Source organism: Pseudonocardia oceanicola (assembly GCF_047200735.1).
In the GTDB taxonomy this organism is placed as follows: Bacteria; Actinomycetota; Actinomycetes; order Mycobacteriales; family Pseudonocardiaceae; genus Pseudonocardia.
Map to the genome: position 1 here is coordinate 291698 of NZ_JBJZON010000002.1, position 23994 is coordinate 315691.

Consider the following 23994-nt stretch of genomic DNA (forward strand, 5'->3'; position numbering starts at 1 on the left):
CGGTGGTCGTCGTGGGACCGGGGTCGTCGGTCCCACGCCGGGGCCGGGAACTCGACCCGCCGGCCCACCGTTGGCCGAACGGCACGACCCGCCGCAGGAGGTGCGCTCCCCATCATGACCGACCGACCGGCCACCGTGGGCTTCGACGCCGAGCCGTCGCTCGGGTCGTCGCAGCCCGGCGAGGGGGCCGACTGGACCCCTCCGAGCTGGGACGAGGTCGTCCGGGAGCACGCGGACCGGGTCTACCGGCTCGCCTACCGGCTCACCGGCAACCCGCACGACGCCGAGGACCTCACCCAGGAGACCTTCATCCGGGTCTTCCGCTCCCTCGCGAACTACCGGCCCGGCACCTTCGAGGGCTGGTTGCACCGCATCACCACGAACCTGTTCCTCGACATGGTCCGCCGTCGCGCCCGGCTGCGGATGGAGGGCCTGCCCGAGGACACCGACCGGCTGCCCGGCGGCGGCCCCGAGCCGGAGGACGTGTTCTCCGCCACGCACCTGGACCCGACCCTGCAGGCCGCGCTCGACGAGCTGGGGCCGGAGTTCCGCGCCGCGGTCGTGCTCTGTGACGTGGAGGGCCTCTCGTACGAGGAGATCGGCGCCACCCTCGGTGTGAAGCTGGGTACCGTGAGGAGCAGGATCCACCGGGGCCGGGCGGCGCTGCGTCAGGCGATCGAGCGGCGGCGTGCCCTGGAGGGGGCCGCGGACGGCACGGAGGGTCGCGAGCTGGTGGCGGCCGGAGAGAGGTAGGGAGTCCATGGCCGACGCGCGTCGGAGGTTCGGACGGAGCGTCCCGGACTGGGGCGTCGACCACCTGTCGCAGGACGCGACGGTGGCCTTCGTCGACGACGAGCTCTCCACCGCCGCGCGCCAGCGGGCCGCCGCCCACGTCGCCTCCTGCGGGGAGTGCGCCGCCGAGGTGGTCGCCCAGCGTCAGGTGCGTTCGGCCCTGCGGGCGGCCGACGAGCCGCACGTGCCCTCCTCCCTGCTGTCGATGCTGCGGGCCATCCCGCAGGAGGCCGAGCTGCCGCCCTCGCCACCCGGTCTCGCCGTGACCGCGGACGGCCAGGTGGTGTCCGTGCTGCGCCCCGAGCGGATGCCGCACGCGCGCACCCCCGCCGGCCCTCCGCCCGCCGCCTCGGTGCGGCGCACCCCAGACCTGAGCGGGCCAGACCTGAGCGGGCCAGACCTGACCGGGCCAGACCTGACCGGGCCCGCGGGGCTCGGCGGCGGTCACCTGCCCGCCCCGTCGCGCGGCCGCAGGCTGCGCGCCGGCGCCGCGGCCGCGTCGGGCCTCGCGCTGGGGGCGCTCGCGTTCGGCGTGCTGCCCTCGGCCACCGTCGCGCCTGCCGCCCCGGCCCAGCCCGACCGCGGCGTGCTCGGCGGCAGCGTGCTCAACGGCGGGTCGGAGGGCGCCGCCCGGCTCGGCACCGGGGCACCCTTCCAGCCCGCGGCGATCCGGAACGAGACCGCGCCGTCGGCGGCACCGAGCACCACGCCCGCCACGCCCAGGCTCACGTCCGCCCCGCCGGGCGAGCCCCGCACCGAGCGCTGAACCGCACTCCGCCGTCGCGGAGCGTCCGGCCGGCGGACCCGCCCGGCTACGCGGACTTCACCACCGGTGGGGCAGGCTGGTGCCCACCATGAGCGACGCGCAGGACCCCGCCGACGAGCGCGGGACGGAGGGTGCGGGCCCGGCCGACGGGGCCGCGGGCCCGGCCGAGCCTCCGCGGGAGGCCCCGCCCCGGTTGCCGCCGCGCGGCCTGGAGCGGCCGGCCGTCGATCCGGCCGCCGCCGAGGTGTTCGGCCGCCCCGCCGGCGTGGACGGCGGGTTCGCCGACACCGGCAGCACCAACGGACACACCCGGTCCACGCTCGCCCCCGCGCCGACCGCCGCCCTGGCCAGCGCGTTCGGCCGCCCCGCCGCCCACGGGCCCACGCTGCAGCGACCGCCCGGCGGCACCGGCGAGCGGCCCGGGGACGACGAGGCCTTCTGGCCGACGGGCGACCGCGCCGGGACGGACGGGCGCGAGGACCCCTGGCGGCGCCCCGAGAGCCCCGTCGAGCTCGGGCCGCCCCCGCCCGGAGAGGCGGAGCCCACCACCGAGCGCGGACGGGGGCCGCGGCTCAGTGTCCGGGAGGTGCTGTTCGGCCGCCGCGTCGAGCCGAAGGCGCTCGCGCTCCTCGGCGTGCTCGCGCTCCTGATCGGGGCGGTCGGCGGGCTGGTCGGCCGGTACACCGCCGAGGGCGCCAACTCGCTGACCGAGCCCGGCGCCACGCTCAGTGCGACCACCGAGGGCAAGGAACGACCGCCCGGCTCGGTGTCCGACATCGCCGGCCGGGTGCTGCCCGCCGTCGTCTCCCTCGACATCAAGGTGGGTCGGCAGGGCGGCACCGGCTCCGGCGTCGTCATCGACCCGGCGGGGTACATCCTCACCAACAACCACGTCGTCGCCCCCGCGGCGGACGCCCAGGGCGCCACCGTCCAGGCGGTGTTCAGCGACGGCAGCCGGGCCCCGGCCGCGATCGTCGGCCGGGACCCGAAGACCGATCTCGCCGTGGTGAAGGTACAGGTCACGAACCCGACCGTGGCCCGCATCGGGTCCTCCGACGCGCTCGCGGTCGGCGACGCGGTGATCGCGATCGGCTCCCCGCTGGGACTGGCGGGCACCGTCACCACCGGTATCGTCAGCGCGCTCGACCGGCCCGTCCGGCTCGACGGCGAGGGCACCGACGTCGCGGTCATCGACGCCGTGCAGACCGACGCGGCGATCAACCCCGGCAACTCGGGTGGCCCGCTCGTGGACTCGACAGGCGCCGTCGTCGGCGTCAACACGGCGATCCGCAGCCTCGGCGGGTCGAGCCAGTCCGAGGGCGGCTCCATCGGTCTGGGCTTCGCCATCCCGATCGAGACGGCTCGCGCCATCGCCGAGGAGCTCATCCGGACCGGCCGCGTCTCGCACGCGGAACTGGGCGTCAACGTCCGGTCGGTGACGGACGGGCAGGCCGACGGCGCGCAGGTGCAGAACGTCGTGCAGGGCGGGGCCGCCGCCGGCGCCGGGATCGTGGAGGGGGACGTGATCGTCAAGGTCGGCGAACGCGACATCGCCGGTGCGGACGAGCTGATCGTGGCGGTGCGGGAGAAGAACCCCGGCGACGTGGTGCCCGTCCGGCTCGTGCGCGACGGACGGCCGTTGACCGTCAACGCCACGCTGGCGTCCGACTGACACCGCGTAGGCTGAGCGCGTGTTCGACAGCGTCGGCTGGGGAGAGATCCTGGTCCTCGTCGTGGCCGGGCTGTTCATCCTGGGCCCCGAGCGGCTGCCGTCCGCGGCGGCGTGGCTGGGCAAGACGATCCGCCAGGTGCGCGATTACGCCACCGGCGCGCAGACCAAGCTGCGCGACGAACTGGGCCCGGAGTTCGACGAGCTGCGCAAGCCCCTCGAGGACCTGCGTGGGCTGCGGAACTTCAACCCCCGCACCGCGGTGCGCCGCACGCTCTTCGAGGACGACCCGGACCCGCTGGGCATCAACGCGTTGCGGTCGAACGGCAGCAACGGCAGTGCGGGCACCGGCGGGACCGCGCCCGCGACACCCCCGGCGGCGAAGCCGGTCGAACGCCTCGCCCCCGACGAGCGCCCCCCGATCGACCCCGACGCGACCTGACGCACCGGTGGGGTTGGGCAGCCGTCCCGCCAGAACCGGTGGGAGCCTCTGACACCGCCGAAGAGCCCGTAGTTCGGGCTGGGTCCTCCAGGAACAGGTCGAAGGTCGGGGTCCGACGAAGCTCGCACGTGGAACGGGGCGCTGCGCGAGTGCCCGGCCCCGCACTCGTGATCGGGACCGGGCACTGCTTCCGGTGGCGGCTAGGCCGGGGGGCGCGACTCCGGACGCGATTCGAGTCGTGGCTGGGTCGTCGGGTTCTCCGACGGGTCCTTCCTGGTGGGACGCCCCCGGAGCAGGGCCACCGGCTCGAGGGCCGCGATCTCCTCGGGTGTGGCGGTGCGGAAGGGCGGCGTGGTGGGCGTGGGTAGGGCCCTGCGGCCCTGACCGCGGGTGGCCCGCAGGCTCGCGGCCACGGCGGTGCCGAGGATGACGGCGATGACGGCCAGCGAGACGGTGGTGGGGATGTAGTAGAGGTCCACCTTGAGCAGCATCTTGATCCCGACCCAGATCAGGACGAGGGCCAGGCCGAGCTTGAGGTGGACGAAGCGGTGGACGAGGTCGGCGAGCAGGAAGTACATCGCCCGCAGCCCGAGGATGGCGAAGGCGTTGGCGGTGAAGACGAGGAACGGCTCGCTGGTGACGGCGAAGATCGCGGGAATGGAGTCGACGGCGAAGATGACGTCGGTGACCTCGATGAGCACGAGGACCGCGAGCAGCGGGGTGGCCAGCAGGATCCCGTGGCGCCGGATGAGGAAGCGCTGTCCGTGATAGGCGTCGGCCATCGGAACCCAGCGGCGGAACAGCCGCAGCGCCTTCGACGACTCCGGGTCGAGGTGGGAGTTGCGCTGGCGGATCATGCGGTAGCCGGTCCAGACCAGGAACGCTGCGAAGACGTACAGCACCCAGGCGAAGTTCGTGATGAGCACCGCACCGGCGGCGATGAACAGCCCGCGGAACACCAGCGCGCCGAGGACACCGAGAAACAGGACCCTGTGTTGGAGCTGCGCGGGCACGGCGAAATAGCTGAAGATGATCGCCCAGACGAACACGTTGTCGACGGCGAGGGACTTCTCGATGACGTAGCCGGCGAAGTACTGTTGGCCGAACTCGGCTCCGTGGACCCACCAGATCAGAGCCCCGAATCCGACGCCCAGCGCGACCCAGACCAGCGACCATCCGGCGGCTTCCCGCAGCCCGATCACGTGGGCGTGGCGGTGGGCGAACAGATCGACAGCGAGCATGGTCAGGATGACGCCGAGGACGGCGAACCAGGCCCAGAGCGGTACAGACACGTGCGATCACCTCCGGTGGCGCATGACAGCGACTCCAGAGGTCTCTCCCGACCGACCCCGCACCTCGGCGTGGCCTTGGCCCCGCTCGCCGGGCCGAGGGATCGGCCGGACTGACGACGAGACGGCTGGGGATACTCCCCTCCACGCCAACCAGTGAAGCGTGCTTCGTGTTTCGCGTCAAGCCGTCGAGAGCAGTGACCGACTCTGCGAAGGTCGAGACACCGCTCGGGTGTCGCCTACTCGGTCTGCGTCTCGTCGGCGGGAACGGAGGTGTCGCGGTCGGCGAACAGCTCCAGCAGTTCGCCGATCCGGTGCCGGGCCTCGGCAGGATGGCGAAAGCGGCGGTGCGGATGTAGCTGGTAGACGTTGCGTCGCCCGACCCGGATGCGGGTGATGTAGCCGGCTTCCTCCAGGTCGGCCACGATGGCCTGCACGGTCCGCTCGGTGACGCCGACCGTGGCCGCGACCTCGCGCAGGCGACGTTGCGGGTCGCGGGCCAGCGCGAGCAGGACGTGTGCGTGGTTGGTCAGGAAGGTCCACTCCGGCAGATGCCTCGACGAGGTCATGGCGTCCCTCCTGTTCGATCACCGTGGTCGTTGCCGGAAATGTATGACGGGCGAGCTGCGTGCGCTTCGCCGGTGGACGCCGAGGTCGCCCCCTCTTGACATGCGATACATATTTCATGCAAAGTTGTGCGTACGAGGGGAGTACCTCCCGTCGACCTCGTCGTCATCACGGCACCACCGAGGGTTCCCGGCGGGTGTGAGCCCCTGAGCTCGTGGGGCGAGGGAGACCCCTGATGGGCAGCTCGGGCACCGGTGCCGGACCGGCTTCAGACCGGTCCCGGCCCGGAGCGGCCGGCTGCTGGGAGGAGATCCTGGTGCCCACGTCCGTGTCCGAGTGCGACATCGGCCCGCGGCCGCGTGTCCCCACACCGACCCGGCCGTTGCTGGTTGCCGTGCAGAACCCGGGCGAGGTGCTCGAGGTCCTGCCGGGCGCTCTCGGTCGGGCCCGCCTGCAGGAGGAACGATGACCACCACCGATGTCGTGAGCCCGTCCCGACCGAGCACGCCGGCCGGGGCCCTGGTCGAGCTGCTCGAGGGCAACCGACGCTTCGTCGTCGGCCGACCCGAGCACCCCAACCAGGACAGCGCACATCGCGCGCGGTCCGCCGCCGGGCAGCGGCCCTTCGCCGTGATCCTGGGCTGCTCGGACTCCCGAGTCGCCGCGGAGATCGTGTTCGACCGAGGCCTGGGCGACCTGTTCGTGGTCCGCACCGCCGGGCACCTGCTCGGCGCCGAAGTCCTGGCCAGCGTCGAGTTCGCCGTCCTGGACCTCGATGTGCCGCTGGTCGTCGTGCTCGGCCACGACCACTGCGGTGCCGTGAAGGCCGCGGTCGCAGCACACGACAGCGGGCACAGCCCGAGCGGGCACCGACGGCTGGTCGTGGAACGGTTGAGCCCGGAGATCCTGCGTGCCCAGGCCGACGGCATCTGCGACAGGGAAGCGATCACCCGGCTGCACATCGCCAGCACCGCCCAGCGTCTGCTCGACGAGGCCCCTGCCCTGCGCCGGCGCGTCGAGGTGGGCCGTTGCGCGGTGGCCGGCCTCGGGTACACCCTCGCCGAGGGGTACGTCCGTCAGGTCGTCGCCCACGGCAACCTCCCCCGCAGCAGCGCCGCGACGACTCGTGCACGGTCATGACCACGCGAACTCGCCCCGCCGCCGACACGGCGCCGACCCCGCTGACCGGGGCGGCCGTGCTCAGCTTGCAGCGCCACCGCACCTACCCCAGCGTGTCGTTGCTGCTGAGCACCACCCCCCGGGGACCGTCTGGACGACACGGGCCGGGCCACCCTGCTCCGGCTGGCCTCCGAAGCCCGCCGCAGGCTGCTCGCCGTCGACAATCCCGCCGCCGACGACGCCGTAGCCGGCTCGCCCGTCGATGACCGCTCCGTCGATGGCCGCGCTGTCCATGACTGCCCGGTCGGCGACCTCGTCCATACCCTCGACTGCATGGTCGACGCGGTCGACGGGCCCGTCGAGCGAGGACTCGCGCTGTTCGCCTCGGCCACCCGGACCGCCCGCTTCGACCTCCCGGTCGAGGTCACCGACCGCTGCATCATCGACCCGACCTTCGCCACCCGCGACCTCGTCCGCGCCCTCCACCGGACCCCACGTCACGTGGTGCTGCTCCTGTAAGAATGCGCTCACGAGCCGGATCTGAGCGCACTGTGGAACCACAATGCGCTCACGAGCCGGACCTGAGCGCACTGTGGAACCATACTGCGGTCACCAGTCCGGCACTCCGCCTGCGATACGGAACCTTCACGCACCACCGTGGCGCCGCTCGGATCCGACGCGCGCGTAGCGGTCCCTGACGCTCGGGCCCGCGGTCGCGAACTGCGCGTGCGACGGCCGGGGGTGCCTCACCTCAGCAGGGTCGGCACCGCCTGGTGGTGGTCCGTGGCCTGCTCGAAGGCGTGGGCGGCGGCGAGCACGCGACCGTCGGCGTGCCGCGGCCCCACGATCTGCAGCCCCACCGGCAACCCCTCGGCCGTGAACCCGCACGGCACGCTCGCCGCCGGCTGCTGGGTCATGTTGAACGGGTAGGTGAAGGGCGTCCAGCTCGTCCAGCGCCCCTCGCCGGACGGCGTCTCGCGGCCGCCCTCGAACGCCGGGATCGGCAGCGTCGGGGTGAGCAGCAGGTCGTAGTCGGCGTGGAAGGCGCCCATCAGGGTGCCCATGTCGTTGCGCACGGCCATCGCGCCGAGGTAGTCCAGCGCGGAGTACCGCGCCCCCTGCTCGGCGATCTCCACCAGCGCGGGGTCCATCCTCGCCCGTTGCTCGGCGGAGTAGGGTTCCAGGCACTTGGCCGCGCCGGAGAACCAGAGGACGTGGAAGGGCTCCACGCAGTCCGCGAACCCGGGGTCCGCGCGCTCGACGGTCGCGCCGAGCCGCGCGAACACCTCGGCGGCGGCCTCGAAGGCGGCCTTCACGTCCGGGTGCACGTCGACGAAGCCCAGCGTCGGGCTGATCGCGATCCGCAGACCCGCGACGCCGTCGGTCGCCTGCTCGGCGAAGGAACGGGCCGGGGCATCCAGCAGCCAGGGGTCGCGGGCGTCGAACCCGGACACGACGTCGAGCAGCAGGGCGGCGTCGAGGGCGGTGCGGGTCATCGGCCCGACGTGCGCCAGGGTGCCGAACGGGCTGCCCGGGTGGTGGGCGACGCGACCGTAGGTCGACTTGTGCGCGACCGTGCCGGTGAACGCGGCCGGGATGCGGACCGAGCCGCCCGCGTCCGTCCCGAGCGACAGCGCCCCCATCCCGAGCCCGACGGCCGCGGAGGACCCGCCGGACGAGCCGCCCGCGGTGAGCGTCGGGTCCCAGGGGTTGGTGGTCACGCCCCACCGGGGTGAGTCCGTGACGCCCTTCCACGCGTACTCGGGCGTGGTCACCTTGCCGAGCAGGACGGCGCCCGCCTCGCGGACGCGCGCGACCGGCGGGCCGTCGACGTCGTACGGCTCGGGTTGGGCGGCGACCCAGGAGCCGCGCGTCGTCGGCCAGCCCTTGGTCAGCAGGATGTCCTTGATCGAGGTCGGCACCCCGTCGAGCGGCCCGATCGGCCGCCCCGCCTTCCAGCGCTCCGCCGACTCGCGGGCCGAGGCCAGCGCCGAGTCGGCGTCGACCAGGGTGTACGCGTTGACCCGGTCGTCGAACTGCTCGATGCGGTCCAGCGCGTCCTGCGTGGCGTCGACCGGCGAGATCTCGCCCTTCTCGTATCCGGCGAGGAGCTCGGTGGCGGGGAGGTCGGCGGTGGTCATGCGGTGCCCTTCACGTATCCGAGACTCTTGTCGACGACGTTGTGCAGCGGCTCGCCCGCCCGGTAGCGCGCGAGGTTGTCCAAGAACTGGTCCAGCAGCATGTCCCGCCAGCCCACGACGTCGCCGGACATGTGGGGGGAGACGATCACGTTCGCCATGTCCCACAGCGGCGAGTCCGCGGGCAGCGGCTCGGTCTCGAAGACGTCGAGCGCCGCGCCGGCGATCCTGCCGCCCTGCAGCGCCGCGACCAGGTCGGGCTCGACGACGAGGCCGCCGCGACCGACGTTGACCACCCGGGCGGTGTCCGGCAGCAGGTCCAGCGCGGCCTTGTCGAGCATGCCGCGGGTGGCGTCGGTGAGCGGCGCGGCGAGGACCAGGACGTCGGCCGAGGGCAGCAGGTCGTGGAGGGCGTCGAAGGCGTGCACCCCGTCGGCGGCCCGCCGGCCGACCAGTTCGGTGCGCAGCCCGACGGCGCCGAGCATGTCCGCGATCGCCCGCCCGATCGGGCCGCTGCCGACCACGACGGCGGTGCGGCCGTGCACCGTGGCCGTCTCGCGGTGCCGCCACTCCCGGCGGGACTGCAACCGCAGCGTGGTGGGCAGGTCCTTGGCGAACGCCAGCACCACGCCGGTGACGTACTCGGCGATCGGCCGGTCGAACACGCCGCGGGCGTTGGTGATGTGCGCGGGGTGCTCGCGGATCTCGGGGAACGAAACCTTGTCCACACCCGCGCTGGCGGTGTGGACCCAGCGGACGGCATCGGTGTCGGCCGCGCGCCAGGCCGTCGGGACGGCGGGGGACAGGAAGTCCCACACGAGCAGCACATCGGCCCCGGACAGCGCACCTGCCAGGTCGGACGGGCCGGCGAGGCGGATGTCGGCGCCCTCCGCGCGCTCCTCGAGGCCGGTCGGTGGATCGTCTCCGGTCAGCACGGCGATGACGGGCTGACCTGCGGGAACGGGCACGCCGAAGATCCTTCCGGGACGGGGGAGCCGATTGACACGCTAGGAAGCGCTCGTATGATTGTCAACAATCCGCGTCCGGCGCGGAGGTCGTGACCTGCCCCCGACGCCGTATGAGGTGTGTGCGTTGCCCAAGTACATCCGGATCAGCCTCGAGCGCCGCGGTGTGTCCTGTGTGGCCGAGCTGCTCGAGAAGGAGGCCCCGCGGACCACCGCGGCGGTGTGGGAGGCGCTCGCCGGCGGCCCGCTCGGCGGCCCGGCCCAGCACGCGAAGTACGCCCGCAACGAGGTCTACTCGATCGTCCCGCGGTTCGGCCCGACCATCGGCCAGGAGAACCCGACCGTCACCCCCATCCCGGGCGACGTCTGCTACTTCGACTTCCACGGCGGCATGCTCGACGCCTCCTTCAAGGAGGACCAGGACATCGACCAGGCCGCGGGCGGCATCGACCTGGCCATCTTCTACGGCCGCAACAACCTCCTGCTCAACGGCGACGTGGGGTGGGTCCCCGGCAACGTCTACGCCACGATCGTGGAGAATCTGCCGGCGATGGCGGAGGCGTGCCACGACGTGTGGCGTTCCGGCAGCGTGGGGGAGCGGCTCGTGTACGAGCGGCTGCCCGAGGGTTCCTCCGAGTAGGGTGGTCTACTCGGGGCGTTCGAGTGGAGTGACCCGATGCCCGCTGAACTCTCCGTCGGTCTCGTCGACCCGGATGCCGGCCCCGGTTCCGGTGCGGACGAGCCGACCGACGACGCACCCGGGGTCGGTGTCGTCGCTCCGTTCGACTTCGCCCTGGACCGGGAGCTGTGGCGCTGGGCGCCGGACGACGTCTCGCTGTACCTGACCCGGCTGCCGTTCTTCACCACGCCCGTCACGGTCGAGATGGCCGTGGCGGTCGGGGACCGGCGCGCCGTGCGGCGGGCCACCCGGGACGTGCTCACGCCGCGGCCCGGCGTCGTGGCCTTCGCGTGCACCTCGGGCAGCTTCGTCAGCGGCGTGGCCGGGGAGTTCGTGCTCCGCCGGACCATGGTCGAGGCGGGCGCCCCGGAGGCGACGACGACGAGTGGCGCCCTGGTCGACGCGCTGCACCTGCTCGGGGTGCAGAACCTGGCGATCGCCACGCCGTACATCGCGGCGGTCACGCAGCGGCTGACCGGCTTCCTCGCCGACAGCGGGATCAGCACGGTCGCCAGCGAGGGTCTCGGGCTGCTCGGCAACATCTGGCGGGTCGGCTACGAGCAGGTCGTGTCGATCGTCAAGGCCGTCGACCGGCCCGAGGCGGACGCGTTGTTCATCAGCTGCACCAACCTGCCGACCTACGACATCATCGAGCCCCTCGAGCAGGCCCTGGGCAAGCCGGTGATCACGGCGAACCAGGTCACCATGTGGGCCTCGCTGCGCGCGATCGGCCGGCAGGCCGTCGGCGGCGGGCGGCTGCTCCAGATCCCGGTCGAGCGCTCGGTGGCGTGACCCCGCCGGGTCAGGCTTGTACGATTGTCGACAACCTGCCCGGCTCGACCCGCGAGGAACGCCCGTGACACCCACCGCCCCCGTGCCCCCCACCGTCGGGATCCTGTACCCCGGGTACTCCGCCGAGGACGACTACCCGCGCGCCGAGCAGCGGCTCGGCGACGGCAGCCGGCTCCCGCTCGTGCACACGCTGATGCGGGAGGACGCGCACCGCGTCGACGCGCTGCTCGACGTCGGATCCGAGGACATCCTCGCCGACGGCGCGAAGGCCGTGGCCGCGCAGGCCGGGCCCCTCGACTCGATCGTCTGGGCCTGCACCTCGGGGTCCTTCGTGTTCGGCTGGGACGGGGCCGCGGCGCAGGTCAAGGCGCTGCAGGACGTGGCCGGGGTGCCGGCGTCGAGCACGTCGTTCGCGTTCGTCGACGCCTGCCGCCGGCTCGGGATCGACACCGTCGCCGTCGGCGCCACCTACCCGGACGACGTGGCCGAGCGGTTCGTCGAGTTCCTCGGGAAGGCCGGCATCCGCGTCCTCACCCTGACCTCGCGCGGGATCATCACCGCGGCCGAGGTCGGCACCCTGACCGACGACGTCGTGCTCGAGTTCGCCGCGGCCGTCGCCACCGATCCGGCCGCCGCCGAGGCGCAGGCGATCCTCATGCCCGACACGGCGCTGCACACGATCGACGTGCTCGACCGGCTCGACGAGCGGGCCGGCAGGCCGGTGCTCACCGCCAACCAGGTCAGCGTGTGGCAGGGGCTGCGGCTGGCCGGCGCCGACCGGGCGCGGGCGGGGCTCGGTGCGCTCTTCGCCGCCGGCCCGGAGGCGGGCTGAGGCCATGCGGGCGGGCGGCGCGGGGACGCACATGGGGGACCTGGAGCCCATCGACCGCCGGTCGACGGCCGCGATCGTCGCCGACCGCATCCGGGCCGCGATCATGCGCGGCACCTTCCCGCCCGGCACGCAGCTGGGCGAGGTCGACCTGGCGGCGCGGCTCGGGGTGAGCCGCGGGCCCCTGCGTGAGGCCATGCAGCGGCTCGTCGCCGAGGGGCTGCTGCGCAGCGAGCGGCACCGCGGGCTGTTCGTCCGCGACCTCGACGCCGCCGACGTGCGGGACGTCTACACGGCCCGCACGGCGGTCGAGCGGGCGGCCGCGCTGCTCCTGCTCGCCGAGCCGGACCGCGGCCCCGCCGTCGCCCGGCTGGACGCGGCGATCGCCGCGATGGAGGCCGCGGCGGGGGTGGGCGACGCCGTCGCGCTGGCCGACGCCGACCACGACTTCCACGCCGAACTCGTGGCCGCGTCGGGCAGCCCGCGGCTGCACCGGATGTCCCGGACGCTGCTGGTGGAGACGCGGATGTGCCTCGCGGCCCTGCAGCAGACCGCGCCGCCGTCGGAGGACCTCCTCGCCGAGCACCGCACCCTGCGGGACGCCCTCGCGGCCGGCGACGCCGAGCTCATGACCCGGGTCCTGGAGTCCCACATGGCCGACGCCGTCGCCCGCATCCTCGACGTGGCACCGCCGCCGGCCCTGCCCGCGTGACCCCTGGCGGGCGATCCCCGGAGCGGCGACGTCGGGACGTGCGGCGCCGCGCCACCCGCTGCTCGCGCTCGTGGTCGGCGGCGTGCTGCTCGGGCTGTCGGGGCCGGCGTTGACCGCGGTCGTGGTCTGCGCCGCGCCGCCCACCGAGCAGAACGTCTTCGGCTACGCGGTGCGCTTCGACGAGGGCGTGCGGCTGGGTCGCGACGCCGCGTCGACCACGACGATCGTCTCCGCGCCGTCGGGCTGCTCTCCGCCTGACCCACTTGCCCGGGCCCGCCCCGGCATGGTTCCCTGGGATTGTCGACAACCCGACAATCACCGACTCGTGGAGCGGAATTCCATGGCACAGCTGTCCCCGGTCCTGACCCAGGCCACGCCCGTCCAGGCCGCGCGCGGCGAGGGCGTCCACCTCTACGACACCGAGGGGCGCCGGTACCTGGACTTCACCGCCGGGATCGGCGTCACCTCGACCGGACACTGCCACCCGAAGGTCGTCGCGGCGGCGCAGGAGCAGGTGGGCACGCTCATCCACGGTCAGTACACGACCGTGATGCACCAGCCGCTGCTGAAGCTCGCGGAGCGACTCGGCGACGTGCTGCCGCCGGCGCTCGACAGCGTCTTCTTCCTCAACTCGGGCTCCGAGGCGGTGGAGGCCTCCGTGCGGCTCGCCCGGCACGCCACCGGCCGGCCGCTGATCCTGGCCTTCGACGGCGGGTTCCACGGCCGCACGATGGGCGCCGCGGCGCTCACCACCTCGGGCGCCAAGATCCGCTCCGGGATCGGTCCGATGATGGGCGGCACGGTGTTCGCGCCGTTCCCCTACGCCTACCGCTACGGCTGGAGCGAGGAGCAGGCCGTCGAGTTCGCGCTCGCCGAGCTCGACCGCCAGCTCGTCAGCACGGCGCCTGCGGCCGACGTCGCCGCGTTCGTCATCGAGCCGGTGCTCGGCGAGGGCGGCTACGTGCCCACCCCGCCGGCCTTCCTGCGCGGCCTGCGCGAGCGGGCGGACCGGCACGGCATCCTGCTGATCGCCGACGAGGTGCAGACCGGGTACGGCCGCACCGGGAAGTTCTGGGGACACCAGCACGCCGACGGCGTCACCCCGGACATCCTCATCACCGCCAAGGGCCTGGCCAGCGGCTTCCCGCTGTCCGGCATCGCCGCCCCGCGCGAGCTGATGAGCAAGGCGCGCCCCGGCTCGCAGGGCGGTACGTACGGCGGCAACGCCGTCGCCTGCGCCGCGGCGCTCGCCACCCTCGACGTGGTGCAGGAGGAGGGCCTGGTCGAGAACGCCGCCGTCCAGGGCCGCCGGCTGCTCGAGGGCCTGCGCACCGCCTCCGCCGACGTCAAGCAGGTCGGCGACGTCCGCGGCCTCGGCCTGATGGTCGCCGTCGAGTTCACGGCGCCGGACGGTTCGCCCGACGCGGCCACCGCCGTCAAGGCGCACGCGGCCGCCGCCGAGCAGGGCCTGCTGCTGCTGACCTGCGGGCCGTTCGGCAACGTCGTCCGGTTCATCCCGCCGCTGATCACCACCGCCGAGCAGGTCGACGAGGGCCTGGCGCTCTGGGGCAAGGCCCTGTCGAGCGCGGCCTGACGCCCTCGCGCTATGGAACCATAGTGCGCATTCCAGCTCAGCTGGAGCGCATTATGGTTCCATAGTGCGATCAGATTCGGCGTGTGAGCGCATTATGGTTCCATAATGCGGCTCGGGCAGGTCACTTCCGGACGGGGGAGAGGCCCAGGCTCATGCCGGCGAGGCCCCGGGAACGGACCGTCAGTTTCTCGGCGATGCCGTTGAGGACCTGCGCCGCGCCGGTCTCGGGGCTGCGCAGGACGATCGGGGTGCCGGAGTCGCCGCACTCGCGCACGCCCGGCTCGAGCGGGACCTGGCCGAGCAGCGGGACCGGCGCGCCGAGCGCCTGGCTCAGCCGGTCGACCACGGTCTGGCCGCCACCCGCGCCGAAGACCTCCATCCTCGAGCCGTCGGGCATCTCCAACCACGACATGTTCTCGACGACGCCGGCGATCCGCTGCCGGGTCTGCAGCGCGATCGAGCCCGCCCGCTCGGCCACCTCGGCCGCGGCCTGCTGAGGGGTGGTGACCACCAGCAGCTCCGCGTTGGGGATGAGCTGCGCGGTGGAGATCGCGATGTCGCCGGTGCCCGGGGGCAGGTCCAGCAGCAGGACGTCCAGGTCGCCCCAGAACACGTCCGCCAGGAACTGCTGCAGCGCCCGGTGCAGCATCGGGCCGCGCCACACCACGGGGGTGTTGTCCGCGACGAACATGCCGATCGAGATGACCTTCACGCCGTGCGCCTGCGGCGGCATGATCATGTCGTCGACCTTGGTCGGCCGGTCCGCCGCGCCCAGCATCCGCGGGACCGAGTGCCCGTAGATGTCGGCGTCGACCACGCCGACGTGCAGGCCCTTCGCGGCCATGGCCGCCGCCAGGTTGACCGTGACCGAGGACTTGCCGACGCCGCCCTTGCCGGACGCCACGCAGTACACGCGGGTCAGCGAGCCGGGCTGGGCGAACGGGATCTCCGGCTCCGCCGAGTCGCCGCGCAGCTGCTTGCGCAGGGCGGTCCGCTGCTCGTCGCTCATGACGTCCAGCTCGACCCGGACCTCGGTCACCCCGGGCACGGCCGACACGGCCTCGGTCACCCGACGGTTGATGGTGTCCCGCATCGGGCAGCCCGCGACCGTCAGGTAGACGCCCACCTGCGCGACGCCGTCCGGGGACACCGTGACGCCCTTGACCATGCCGATCTCGGTGATCGGTTTGCGGATCTCGGGGTCCTCGACCTTGCTCAACGCGGCGCGGATCGCCTGTTCGACGGTCTCGGTGCTGGTGTTTCCCATGAGGGACATCTGGGTCTCCGCTGAACCTTCCTCGTCGACGAGTGCCGCGAGAGGGGTCACGGCCTGTCCCCTCCCATGCTACGTGCGCTCCCGGGGCCGTTCGCACGTCCGTAGCATCTGTGGGCGTGACGGACATCGCCGAAGGGCGGGCTGGGACGAGCAGCCCGCGCACCACGCGGTCCGCGCACGGGGGGAAGTACCGGTCGGCGCACGTCGTGCCCGCTCCGGAGGAGATGGCGGCGTGGCGGTCGTTCCTGCGGGCGCACGCCACGATCACCCGGGCGCTGGAGACCGAACTCGTCGCGGAGCAGGAGCTGTCGTTGGCGGCCTACGACGTGCTGGTCCAGCTCGCGGAGGCGCCCGGGCGGCGGCTGCGGATGACGGAGCTGGCCGACGCCGTGCTGCTCTCGAGGTCCGGGGTGACCCGGCTCGTCGACCGGCTCGAGCGGGCCGGGCTCGTGCGCAGAGCCCGGGTCGAGTCGGACGGGCGGGGGGTCACCGCCGGGCTGACGCCTGCGGGACTGGACCGGCTGCGCACCGCCTCCCGCACCCACCTGCGTGGGGTCACGGAGCACTTCGCCCGCCGGCTCGAGTCCGACGACCTGGCCGCGTTCGAGCGGATCTGTTCCCGCCTGGTCGTCACCTGAGCTCAGCCGGGCCCACGACCTGCGGTGCGGGACCTCGCGTCTCGCGGTGCGGGATCTCACGACTCGAGGTGGTGTGGGATCTCGCGTCTCGCGGTGCGGGATCTCGCGTCTCGCGGTGCGGGATCCCGCGACTTGCGGTGCCGGATCTCGCGACTCGCGGGAGCCCGGAGACCGGAGCCCGGCTCGTGGGTCAGCGGCGGCGGGGTTTGGCGTCCCGCTTCTCCGCTCGCTTCTCCGGCCGCCGGTCGGACCCCTCGCCCCGCGCCGCGGCGTCGACGCTGGCCTCGAGGCTCTGGGTGAGGCGTTCGAGCTCGCCGCGCAGGTAGTCGCGGGTGGCGACCTCGCCGACCGCCAGGCGCAGGGCGGCGAGCTCGCGGGCGAGGTACTCGGTGTCGGCCTTCGTGCGCTCGGCGCGCCGCCGGTCCTCCTCCAGCGCGACCCGGTCGCGGTCGTCCTGCCGGTTCTGCGCGAGCAGGATCAGTGGCGCCGCATAGGCCGCCTGGGTGGAGAAGGCCAGGTTGAGCAGGATGAACGGGTACGGGTCCCACTGCAGGTGCCAGCTGGCCACGTTCAGCACGATCCAGACGATCACGATCACGGTCTGGATGGCGAGGTAGCGGCCGGTGCCGAGGTAGCGCGCGATGCGCTCCGCGGCGCTGGCGAAGCTGCTCGGGTCGAACTCGAGGCGGCGCCGGCCGATCAGCGGCTGGTCGAGGCGGCGGTCGGTCTGCAGCTCAGGCATCGGCGGCCCCCGTCCGTCCGCGCCCGTCCGGCCCGGTCCCGTTGCGGGCGTAGCCCACGACCAGCCCGCCGTCGGGGTCCACGTGCCCCACGGTGGGCTGGTCCCGCCAGCCCTCCGGCAGCAGGTGGTCGAGCAGGTCGTCGACGGTGACCGCGCCGAGCAGGTGGTCCTCCGGGTCGACGACCGGACCGGCCACCAGGTTGTACGTGGCGAAGTAGCGGGTGATCTCGTCGATCGTCGCGTCGGGCTCCAGCCGGGCCAGCTCGCTGTCCACCAGCCCCGCGACCAGCTCGAACGGCGCCTCGCGCAACAGCCGCTGCGAATGCACGCAGCCGAGGTAGCGCCCGGTCGGCGTGGCGGAGGGCGGGCGGCAGACGAAGACCATGCTCGCCAACGCCGGCGGGACGTCCGGGTTGCGGACGTGGGCGAGCGCCTCGGCGACGGTCGCGTCCGGCCTGAGCACGATCGGCTCCGGGGTCATGAGCCCGCCGGCGGTGCGCGTCTCGTAGGTCATCAGCCGCCGCACCGGCTCGGACTCCTCGGGCTCCATGAGCGAGAGCAACCGGCCGGCCTCCTCGTCGCCGAGCTCGCCGAGGAGGTCGGCGGCGTCGTCGGGCGACATGGCCTCGAGGACGTCCGCGGCCCGCTCGGAGTCCAGGTGCGCGAACAGCACGCGCTGGTCGTTCTCCGAGAGCTCCTCGAACACGTCGGCCAGCCGCTCGTCGTCGAGCGCGTCGACGACCTCGCGCTGGCGCTTGCGGGGCAGCTCGGAGAGGGCGGCCGCGACGTCCGCGGGGCGCATGGCGTCGAACACCGTGAGCAGGCCCTCGGTGCCCTGCCGGTCCGACAGCGTCAACCCCTGGACCGCGCTCCACGGCTGCACCTGCACCGGGTTCCGACGCCCGAGCCGGCGCGGGCCGGTGCGCAGGGCGAGCCTGCTGACCACCCAGTCGCGGCTGCGGGTGGGTTCGATGGCCGCGTCGACCACGACGGCGTGCTCGCCGGACTCGCGGACGGTGACCGGCGCGTCGAGCATCTGTCCGAGCACGAGCGTCTCGTTGGGGCGCTGGTGGAAGCCGGAGAGGCTGATCGAACCGCTGGCCAGCGTGACGGCGGCCGGGTCGACGGCGGCCACCCGCAGCATCGGCACGAAGATGCGCCGCCGGCTGGACAGTTCCACGACCAGGCCGAGCACCCGCGGCGGGGTGGCGTCGAGGCGCAGGGTGGCCACGACGTCGCGCACCTTGCCGATGCGCTCCCCGTCCGGCCCGAACACGGCGAGGCCCGCCATCCGTGCCACGAAGATCCGGCCCGCGCCCATGGGGCACAGACTAGGCCGTCGACGCTGGTGGGGAGGGGTCGGACCGGCCGGCCCGGCGAACGCCACGGTCCGCGCACGCGCGCTGCGGCACGACGTCGACCGCCATAGTGTCGTCGCCGTGTCGACCCTGCGCTTCGACGTCGTGGACGTGTTCACCGACCGCCCGTTCGCGGGCAACCCGCTCGCGGTGGTCCGTTGCGAGCAGCACGAGCTGCCGGCCGCGGCGATGCAGGCGATCGCCACCGAGTTCCACCTCTCCGAGACGGTGTTCACCCTGCCGCCGACCACCCCGGCGGCGGACTACCGCGTGCGGATCTTCACCCCGGCCGTCGAGCTGCCGTTCGCCGGGCACCCCAGTGTCGGCGCGGCCTGGACGCTCGCGCGGGACGGCGCGATCCGGCACGGCGACGTCGTCCAGGAGTGCGGCGCCGGGCTGCTCCCGGTCTCGGTCGACGCCGACGGGGCACGGGTCGAGGGCGGGCGGCCGGAGGTGGGGGACGACCTCGACGCCGCCCTGCTCGCCGCCGCGGCCGGGCTGACCCCGGACGACGTGGACGGCGCCGCCGCGCCCGGCGTGGCCGCGGCCGGGGCGCCGTTCGCGTTCCTGCTCGTCCGGCCCGACGCGGTGGCCCGCGCGGTGCCCGATCCCGAGGCGGTGGGCGCGCAGACCGAGGGGCTGACCGGGCTCGTGGTCGCGAGCGTGTCCGGCGACGCCCGGCAGGTGCACCTGCGGATGTTCGGCGCCGGCGTCGGGGTGGACGAGGACCCCGCGACCGGCTCCGCGGCCGTCGCCCTCGGGGTGTTCCTCGTCGACCGCGGGCTGCTCGCCCCCGACGGCGACACGGCCTTCACGATCGCCCAGGGAGCCGAGATCGGCCGGCCCTCGCGGCTCGACGTCGAGGTCCGGGCCGAGGGCGGGCGGGCGCTGGCCGCGACCGTGCGCGGCGGCGTGGTGCCGGTGTCGCGCGGCGAGCTGACCGCCCTGCCCTGACGACCGCCCTGCCCTGACGACCGCCCTGCCCGCCGGGCGCGCCGATCCGGCTCCCCGGCCGCCGTCCACCCACCTGGACCGTCCGTCCGGAGGGGAGTACCGGCGGGTAACCCTCGTCCACCTCACGTGGGTGAGAAACCAATCACCTGATGGCGCGCTGGGGCCCGGGACGTGCCAGCATCCGTAGCGGCCCCGATCAGCGACGAGGAGTTCGACAGTGACGTCTGTAGCGTCTGGGAGCACACGCCCGCTCCGCCCCCGCCGGTCCTGCCTGGCGGTCCCCGGCTCGAGCCAGAAGTTCATCGACAAGGCCCGGACGCTGGACTCCGACCAGGTCTTCCTCGACCTCGAGGACGCGTGCGCGCCGCTGGCCAAGCCGGGCGCTCGCAAGACGATCGTCGCCGCGCTGAACGAGGGCGGCTGGGGCGAGAAGGCCCGCGTGGTCCGGGTCAACGACTGGACCACCGAGTGGACCTACCGCGACGTCGTCGAGGTCGTCGAGGGGGCCGGCGCCAACCTGGACGCGATCATGCTGCCGAAGGTGCAGACGCCGCAGCAGGTCGTCGCGCTCGACCTGCTGATGACGCAGATCGAGAAGACCATGGGCTACGAGGTCGGCAAGATCGGCATCGAGGCGCAGATCGAGAACGCGCTGGGCCTCACGAACGTCAACGAGATCGCCACCGCGAGCCCCCGCGTCGAGACCATCATCTTCGGCCCGGCCGACTTCATGGCGTCGATCAACATGAAGTCGCTGGTCGTGGGCGAGCAGCCACCGGGCTACGACGTCGGCGACGCCTACCACCACATCCTGATGAGCATCCTGATGGCGGCCCGCGCCCACGACAAGCAGGCCATCGACGGGCCCTACCTGCAGATCAAGGACGTCGACGGCTTCCGGCGGGTCGCCGGCCGCTCCGCCGCGCTGGGCTTCGACGGCAAGTGGGTCCTGCACCCCGGCCAGATCGACGCGGCCAACGAGGTCTTCAGCCCCTCGCAGGAGGACTACGACCACGCCGAGAACATCCTCGACGCCTACGACTGGTTCACCTCCGAGGCCGGCGGCAAGCGCGGCGCCGCGATGCTCGGCGACGAGATGATCGACGAGGCCTCCCGCAAGATGGCCCTGGTGATCTCGGGCAAGGGCCGCGCCGCGGGTATGCAGCGCACCGACAAGTGGACCCCGCCGGAGGCCTGAGCGGCCCCTGACCCGACTCGAAGAGGAGAGGCACGATGGCCCGCCTGGCCCAGACCGCCGGTCTCACGGACGTGCAGGAGGAGATCATCTCCACCGTCCGCACGTTCGTGGACAAGGAGATCATCCCGCACGCCACCGCCCTGGAGCACCAGGACGCCTACCCGCAGGACATCGTCGACGGGATGAAGGAGATGGGGCTGTTCGGCCTCACCATCCCGGAGGAGTACGGCGGGCTGGGCGAGTCCCTGCTGACCTACGCCCTCGTCGTCGAACAGATCACGCGCGGCTGGATGAGCGTCTCCGGCGTGATCAACACCCACTTCATCGTGGCGTACATGCTGATGCACCACGGCACCGAGGAGCAGAAGCGGAAGTACCTGCCGAGCATGGCGCTGGGGGAGACCCGCGGCGCGTTCTCGATGTCGGAGCCGGACCTGGGCTCGGACGTCGCGGCGATCAAGACGCGCGCCAAGCAGGACGGTGACGACTACGTCGTCGACGGCGCCAAGATGTGGCTGACCAACGGCGGGTCCTCGAACCTGATCGCGCTGCTGGTCAAGACGGACCTCGGGAAGCCGAAGCCGCACCAGAACCTCACCACCTTCCTGGTGGAGAAGCCCTCCGGCTTCGGCGAGGTCGCGCCCGGGCTCACCATCCCCGGCAAGATCGACAAGATGGGGTACAAGGGCGTCGACACCACCGAGGCGGTGTTCGACGGCTTCCGCATCCCCGCGTCGCAGATCCTCGGCGGGGAGGCCGGCAAGGGCTTCGCGCACATGATGGACGGTGTCGAGGTCGGCCGCGTGAACGTCGCGGCCCGCGCCTGCGGCATCTCCATCCGGGCCTTCGAACTGGCCGTGGAGTACGCGCAGCAGCGCGCCACCTTCGGCAAGCCGATCGCCGAGCACCAGGCCATCGCGTTCAAGCTCGCCGAGATGGGTACCAAGGTCGAGGCCGCCCACCTGATGATGGTCAACGCGGCCCGGCTCAAGGACCGCGGCGAGCGCAACGACGTCGAGGCCGGCATGGCCAAGCTGCTCGCCAGCGAGTACTGCGCCGAGGTCACCCAGGAGGCCTTCCGCATCCACGGCGGCTACGGGTACTCGAAGGAGTACGAGATCGAGCGGCTGATGCGCGAGGCGCCCTTCCTGCTGATCGGCGAGGGCACCAGCGAGATCCAGAAGACGATCATCTCCCGCGGCCTGCTCAAGGAGTACCGCTCCCGCTGAGCGCCCGGCCGGTGCGGGAGGCCCCGCCGCGATCCGGCGGGGCCTCCCGCGTTCTCGCCGGCCCTACCGCACGCCGGTCGTCAGGAACTGCTCGATCCGCTCGGTGCAGGGGCGAGGTCGAGGCCCTGCGCGGCGACCCAGAGGTCGTCGTGGTAGCTGTGGCGGTAGCGTTCGCCGCCGTCGCAGATCAGCGTGACGATGTTGCCGCGCCCGCCCTCGGGGAGCATCCGCGCGACCAGCGTGGAGACCCCGACGGGTTCGTGCCGGTGCTCCCACCCGCGAAGCGCCAGGTGCGCTCGTGCAGCCGGCGCGCGGCGGCGATGCCCGCCGCGTCGGGCACGGGGAGCATCAGGTCGATCACCTCCGACAGGAAGACCTGCGCGCCGTGCTCCACGAACCGGCACCGCCCGCCCTGCCGTTCGATCGGCGTGACCTTCTCGGGGCTCGTCGAGCGGCGCATGACGGCCACGAACGGCACCCCGATCCGCCGGGCGAAGGACGCCTCGGACACCGCCGTGGACCCCGAGCTGGCCTCGACGACCGTCGTGTGCGAGGTCGGTCCTGCCGGGGCCCCCACCCGGACGGCCCGCAGCGCTCCCGGCGCCGTGCCTCTATCGTGACCAGCGCGGAGGGCACTTCAGCGCGGTCCCGCTCGTTGACATCATGGGCGCCGAGATGTCCGAGGTGTCCCAGTCGGCCGTACCGAGGAGAGAGCTCGTGACCACCCCGTTCGGCGGCAGCGGTCAGCCCGCACCGGGCCTGCCCAACCTGCCCACCCCGCCCACCGGTTGGCCGGTCGGCTCCTACGCCACCTACGAGGAGGCGCAGCGGGCGGTCGACCACCTCGCCGACAGCGACTTCCCCGTACGGGACGTGACGATCGTCGGCGTCGACCTGATGCTCGTCGAGCGGATCGTCGGACGGCTGACATGGGGCCGTGTGCTGCTGTCGGGCGCGGCGTCCGGCGCCTGGTTCGGCCTGTTCGTGGGCCTGCTGCTCAGCCTCTTCAGCACCGGGGGCGACGGCGTCGTCCGGATCGTCGTCGCGCTGCTCGGCGGCATCGTGTTCGGCCTGGCGTTCGCGGCGGCCCAGTACTGGAGCACCCGCGGCCGGCGGGACTTCACCTCGGCCAGCCAGATGGTCGCCGGCCGCTACGACGTGTTGTGCCAGCCGCGCAACGCGGAGAAGGCCCGCGAACTGCTGGCCAAGCTGGCGATGGGTACCGCCGCCGGCGCCTGAGCGCACGCGGGGCTCGTCCGTTCGCGCCCGTCTCGGCCTGATCAGCGTCGACGACCTGTGGGTCGTGTGGTGCGAACGGCCCACACGGCGGGTGGTCCCGGGCGGGTCGGCGTCCGCTCGACGGGGCTCGCCGGACGGGGAGCCGAGGACGTTCCGGGGCGGCGGGCCGTGTGGTCGAGGGGGGCTGCCGGTGCCGCGCTGTGTGGACGTCCGGTTCGCCGTCCTGGTGGCTCCGGTGTTGCTGACCGCGTGCGGCAGCGAGGATTCGCCGGTGGTCTGAAAGGACTGAGCCCGCCGTCCGGAGGCCGGGTGAAGGGCGCTCCACCCGGCCCCGAGGGCTTCTGCATGGTGCCTGTTCAGCCGCCCGCGCGCAGTCCGGCGAAGGCGGCGTCGATCGCTGCTGTCGCGGTCGACGGGTCGGTTCCCGTGCGTGCCAGGAGCGAGGTTCCCTGGGCGAGGACGAGCAGGAGATGCGCCTGCGCTTCGGGCGGGGAAGCGGTGCTGACCTCCCCGCGTTCCTGGGCCTGCCGGAGCGCCTCGGTCATCAAGTCGGAGAACCGGGCGAACGCGTCGGTGACGAGGGCCGTGGCTTCGGGGTCCTGGGGGACGAGTTCGGCGACGGTGTTGCCCATCATGCAGCCGTGCGGGGCCTGCGGGTCGGAGGCCACTGTTCCGAGTTGCGCGGGCATCACCAGGACCTCGCGCAACGCGGGAAGCAGCGGGACCTGCGTGAGCGCTGACCGGAGCGTCTTCTCGTACTCGGCCCAGTACAGCTTCACCGTCTCGAAGTGCAGCCGGCGCTTGTCGCCGAACGCGGCATACAGGCTCCCGCGTTCGAGTCCCATGCCGTCGACGAGCGCCTGGATCGAGGTTCCGCCGTAACCGGACGCCCAGAAGATGCTCTGCGCCGTCGCCAGCGCTTCCGCCGGGTCGAACGCTCTCGGCCGTCCTGTCCTCGCCATGCCCCCAGTCTATGACTTCTTGACTGAGTGTTCAATAAGTCGTAG

At 73.1% G+C, this 23994-nt stretch carries 28 protein-coding genes; 17 read left to right on the plus strand and 11 right to left on the minus strand.

Annotated elements, in window-relative coordinates; translation table 11 throughout:
- Positions 1–114: 114 nt before the first annotated feature.
- From sigE to tatB, 4 genes are all read left to right on the plus strand, one after another.
- Complete coding sequence (gene sigE, locus ACL02T_RS05620) at positions 115–753, plus strand: RNA polymerase sigma factor SigE (protein ID WP_412829584.1); 639 nt, start codon at positions 115–117, stop codon at positions 751–753.
- 7 nt (positions 754–760) lie between these two features.
- Positions 761–1558 (plus strand): anti-sigma factor family protein, encoded by a 798-nt coding sequence (locus ACL02T_RS05625; protein WP_412829585.1) that lies wholly within the window; start codon positions 761–763, stop codon positions 1556–1558.
- Between the two features lie 88 nt (positions 1559–1646).
- On the plus strand, positions 1647–3230 hold the full coding sequence (locus ACL02T_RS05630; protein WP_412829586.1) for a S1C family serine protease: 1584 nt from the start codon (positions 1647–1649) through the stop codon (positions 3228–3230).
- A 19-nt stretch (positions 3231–3249) separates the two neighbouring features.
- The gene (tatB, locus tag ACL02T_RS05635) at positions 3250–3669 is read left to right on the plus strand and encodes a Sec-independent protein translocase protein TatB (protein ID WP_412829587.1); all 420 of its coding nucleotides are present in this window, start codon (positions 3250–3252) and stop codon (positions 3667–3669) included.
- Between the two features lie 200 nt (positions 3670–3869).
- Here tatB and ACL02T_RS05640 read toward each other — a convergent pair whose 3' ends face one another.
- Positions 3870–4961, minus strand: a complete 1092-nt coding sequence (locus tag ACL02T_RS05640) for a TerC family protein (protein ID WP_412829588.1) — start codon at positions 4959–4961, stop codon at positions 3870–3872.
- A 236-nt stretch (positions 4962–5197) separates the two neighbouring features.
- Complete coding sequence (locus ACL02T_RS05645; protein WP_412829589.1) at positions 5198–5527, minus strand: helix-turn-helix transcriptional regulator; 330 nt, start codon at positions 5525–5527, stop codon at positions 5198–5200.
- Between the two features lie 314 nt (positions 5528–5841).
- Between ACL02T_RS05645 and ACL02T_RS05650 the strand changes: the two genes are divergently transcribed.
- Both ACL02T_RS05650 and ACL02T_RS05655 read left to right on the plus strand, forming a co-directional pair.
- Positions 5842–5994 carry a hypothetical protein gene (locus ACL02T_RS05650; RefSeq protein ID WP_412829590.1) on the plus strand — a complete coding sequence of 51 codons (153 nt, stop codon included), beginning with the start codon at positions 5842–5844 and terminating at the stop codon, positions 5992–5994.
- Complete coding sequence (locus ACL02T_RS05655; protein WP_412829591.1) at positions 5991–6665, plus strand: carbonic anhydrase; 675 nt, start codon at positions 5991–5993, stop codon at positions 6663–6665. Before ACL02T_RS05650 ends, ACL02T_RS05655 begins: the two co-directional genes overlap by 4 nt.
- 60 nt (positions 6666–6725) lie before the next feature.
- On the opposite strand, the gene ACL02T_RS05660 is transcribed toward ACL02T_RS05655, so the two are convergent.
- Positions 6726–6965 (minus strand): hypothetical protein, encoded by a 240-nt coding sequence (locus tag ACL02T_RS05660; protein WP_412829592.1) that lies wholly within the window; start codon positions 6963–6965, stop codon positions 6726–6728.
- A 12-nt stretch (positions 6966–6977) separates the two neighbouring features.
- Here ACL02T_RS05660 and ACL02T_RS05665 point away from each other — a divergent pair, with 12 nt between their 5' ends.
- Complete coding sequence (locus tag ACL02T_RS05665; protein ID WP_412829593.1) at positions 6978–7163, plus strand: hypothetical protein; 186 nt, start codon at positions 6978–6980, stop codon at positions 7161–7163.
- Positions 7164–7390: 227 nt separating this feature from the next.
- Here the strand turns inward: ACL02T_RS05665 and ACL02T_RS05670 are convergent, their stop codons facing one another.
- Both ACL02T_RS05670 and ACL02T_RS05675 read right to left on the minus strand, forming a co-directional pair.
- Positions 7391–8785 (minus strand): amidase, encoded by a 1395-nt coding sequence (locus ACL02T_RS05670; RefSeq protein ID WP_412829594.1) that lies wholly within the window; start codon positions 8783–8785, stop codon positions 7391–7393.
- On the minus strand, positions 8782–9750 hold the full coding sequence (locus tag ACL02T_RS05675; RefSeq protein WP_412829595.1) for a D-2-hydroxyacid dehydrogenase: 969 nt from the start codon (positions 9748–9750) through the stop codon (positions 8782–8784). Before ACL02T_RS05675 ends, ACL02T_RS05670 begins: the two co-directional genes overlap by 4 nt.
- 124 nt (positions 9751–9874) lie before the next feature.
- Here ACL02T_RS05675 and ACL02T_RS05680 point away from each other — a divergent pair, with 124 nt between their 5' ends.
- From ACL02T_RS05680 to ACL02T_RS05700, 5 genes are all read left to right on the plus strand, one after another.
- Positions 9875–10387, plus strand: coding sequence for a DUF3830 family protein (locus tag ACL02T_RS05680; RefSeq protein WP_412829596.1), 513 nt, complete (start codon positions 9875–9877; stop codon positions 10385–10387).
- Positions 10388–10423: 36 nt separating this feature from the next.
- A complete protein-coding gene (locus tag ACL02T_RS05685) occupies positions 10424–11218 on the plus strand; it encodes a maleate cis-trans isomerase family protein (protein WP_412829597.1) in 795 nt (264 codons plus the stop codon).
- An 82-nt stretch (positions 11219–11300) separates the two neighbouring features.
- Positions 11301–12050, plus strand: a complete 750-nt coding sequence (locus ACL02T_RS05690) for a maleate cis-trans isomerase family protein (protein ID WP_503129082.1) — start codon at positions 11301–11303, stop codon at positions 12048–12050.
- Positions 12051–12081: 31 nt separating this feature from the next.
- Positions 12082–12759 (plus strand): GntR family transcriptional regulator, encoded by a 678-nt coding sequence (locus tag ACL02T_RS05695; RefSeq protein ID WP_412829599.1) that lies wholly within the window; start codon positions 12082–12084, stop codon positions 12757–12759.
- 340 nt (positions 12760–13099) lie between these two features.
- Positions 13100–14353 (plus strand): aspartate aminotransferase family protein, encoded by a 1254-nt coding sequence (locus ACL02T_RS05700; protein ID WP_412829763.1) that lies wholly within the window; start codon positions 13100–13102, stop codon positions 14351–14353.
- 121 nt (positions 14354–14474) lie between these two features.
- On the opposite strand, the gene ACL02T_RS05705 is transcribed toward ACL02T_RS05700, so the two are convergent.
- Complete coding sequence (locus ACL02T_RS05705) at positions 14475–15629, minus strand: Mrp/NBP35 family ATP-binding protein (RefSeq protein WP_412829764.1); 1155 nt, start codon at positions 15627–15629, stop codon at positions 14475–14477.
- 224 nt (positions 15630–15853) lie between these two features.
- On the opposite strand from ACL02T_RS05705, the gene ACL02T_RS05710 reads away from it, so the two are divergent.
- A complete protein-coding gene (locus ACL02T_RS05710; RefSeq protein WP_412829765.1) occupies positions 15854–16267 on the plus strand; it encodes a MarR family winged helix-turn-helix transcriptional regulator in 414 nt (137 codons plus the stop codon).
- A 190-nt stretch (positions 16268–16457) separates the two neighbouring features.
- Here the strand turns inward: ACL02T_RS05710 and ACL02T_RS05715 are convergent, their stop codons facing one another.
- Entirely contained in the window at positions 16458–17009 is a 552-nt protein-coding gene (locus tag ACL02T_RS05715) for a DUF1003 domain-containing protein (RefSeq protein WP_412829600.1), read from the minus strand.
- Positions 17002–18330, minus strand: coding sequence for a magnesium transporter MgtE N-terminal domain-containing protein (locus ACL02T_RS05720; protein WP_412829601.1), 1329 nt, complete (start codon positions 18328–18330; stop codon positions 17002–17004). The genes ACL02T_RS05715 and ACL02T_RS05720 overlap by 8 nt, the downstream gene beginning before the upstream one ends.
- Positions 18331–18448: 118 nt before the next feature.
- Between ACL02T_RS05720 and ACL02T_RS05725 the strand changes: the two genes are divergently transcribed.
- The 3 genes from ACL02T_RS05725 (at position 18449) to ACL02T_RS05735 (ending at position 21748) form a co-directional block, all read left to right on the plus strand.
- Complete coding sequence (locus tag ACL02T_RS05725) at positions 18449–19321, plus strand: PhzF family phenazine biosynthesis protein (protein WP_412829602.1); 873 nt, start codon at positions 18449–18451, stop codon at positions 19319–19321.
- A gap of 217 nt (positions 19322–19538) precedes the next feature.
- Entirely contained in the window at positions 19539–20519 is a 981-nt protein-coding gene (locus ACL02T_RS05730; RefSeq protein WP_412829603.1) for an HpcH/HpaI aldolase/citrate lyase family protein, read from the plus strand.
- A gap of 35 nt (positions 20520–20554) precedes the next feature.
- Complete coding sequence (locus ACL02T_RS05735) at positions 20555–21748, plus strand: acyl-CoA dehydrogenase family protein (protein WP_412829604.1); 1194 nt, start codon at positions 20555–20557, stop codon at positions 21746–21748.
- Positions 21749–21828: 80 nt separating this feature from the next.
- Here ACL02T_RS05735 and ACL02T_RS05740 read toward each other — a convergent pair whose 3' ends face one another.
- Both ACL02T_RS05740 and ACL02T_RS05745 read right to left on the minus strand, forming a co-directional pair.
- Positions 21829–21975 carry a hypothetical protein gene (locus ACL02T_RS05740; RefSeq protein ID WP_412829605.1) on the minus strand — a complete coding sequence of 49 codons (147 nt, stop codon included), beginning with the start codon at positions 21973–21975 and terminating at the stop codon, positions 21829–21831.
- A complete protein-coding gene (locus tag ACL02T_RS05745) occupies positions 21936–22325 on the minus strand; it encodes a pyridoxal-phosphate dependent enzyme (protein ID WP_412829606.1) in 390 nt (129 codons plus the stop codon). The genes ACL02T_RS05740 and ACL02T_RS05745 overlap by 40 nt, the downstream gene beginning before the upstream one ends.
- Positions 22326–22465: 140 nt before the next feature.
- On the opposite strand from ACL02T_RS05745, the gene ACL02T_RS05750 reads away from it, so the two are divergent.
- Positions 22466–22987, plus strand: a complete 522-nt coding sequence (locus ACL02T_RS05750) for a YflT domain-containing protein (protein WP_412829607.1) — start codon at positions 22466–22468, stop codon at positions 22985–22987.
- A 356-nt stretch (positions 22988–23343) separates the two neighbouring features.
- On the opposite strand, the gene ACL02T_RS05755 is transcribed toward ACL02T_RS05750, so the two are convergent.
- On the minus strand, positions 23344–23949 hold the full coding sequence (locus ACL02T_RS05755) for a TetR/AcrR family transcriptional regulator (RefSeq protein WP_412829608.1): 606 nt from the start codon (positions 23947–23949) through the stop codon (positions 23344–23346).
- Positions 23950–23994: the final 45 nt, after the last annotated feature.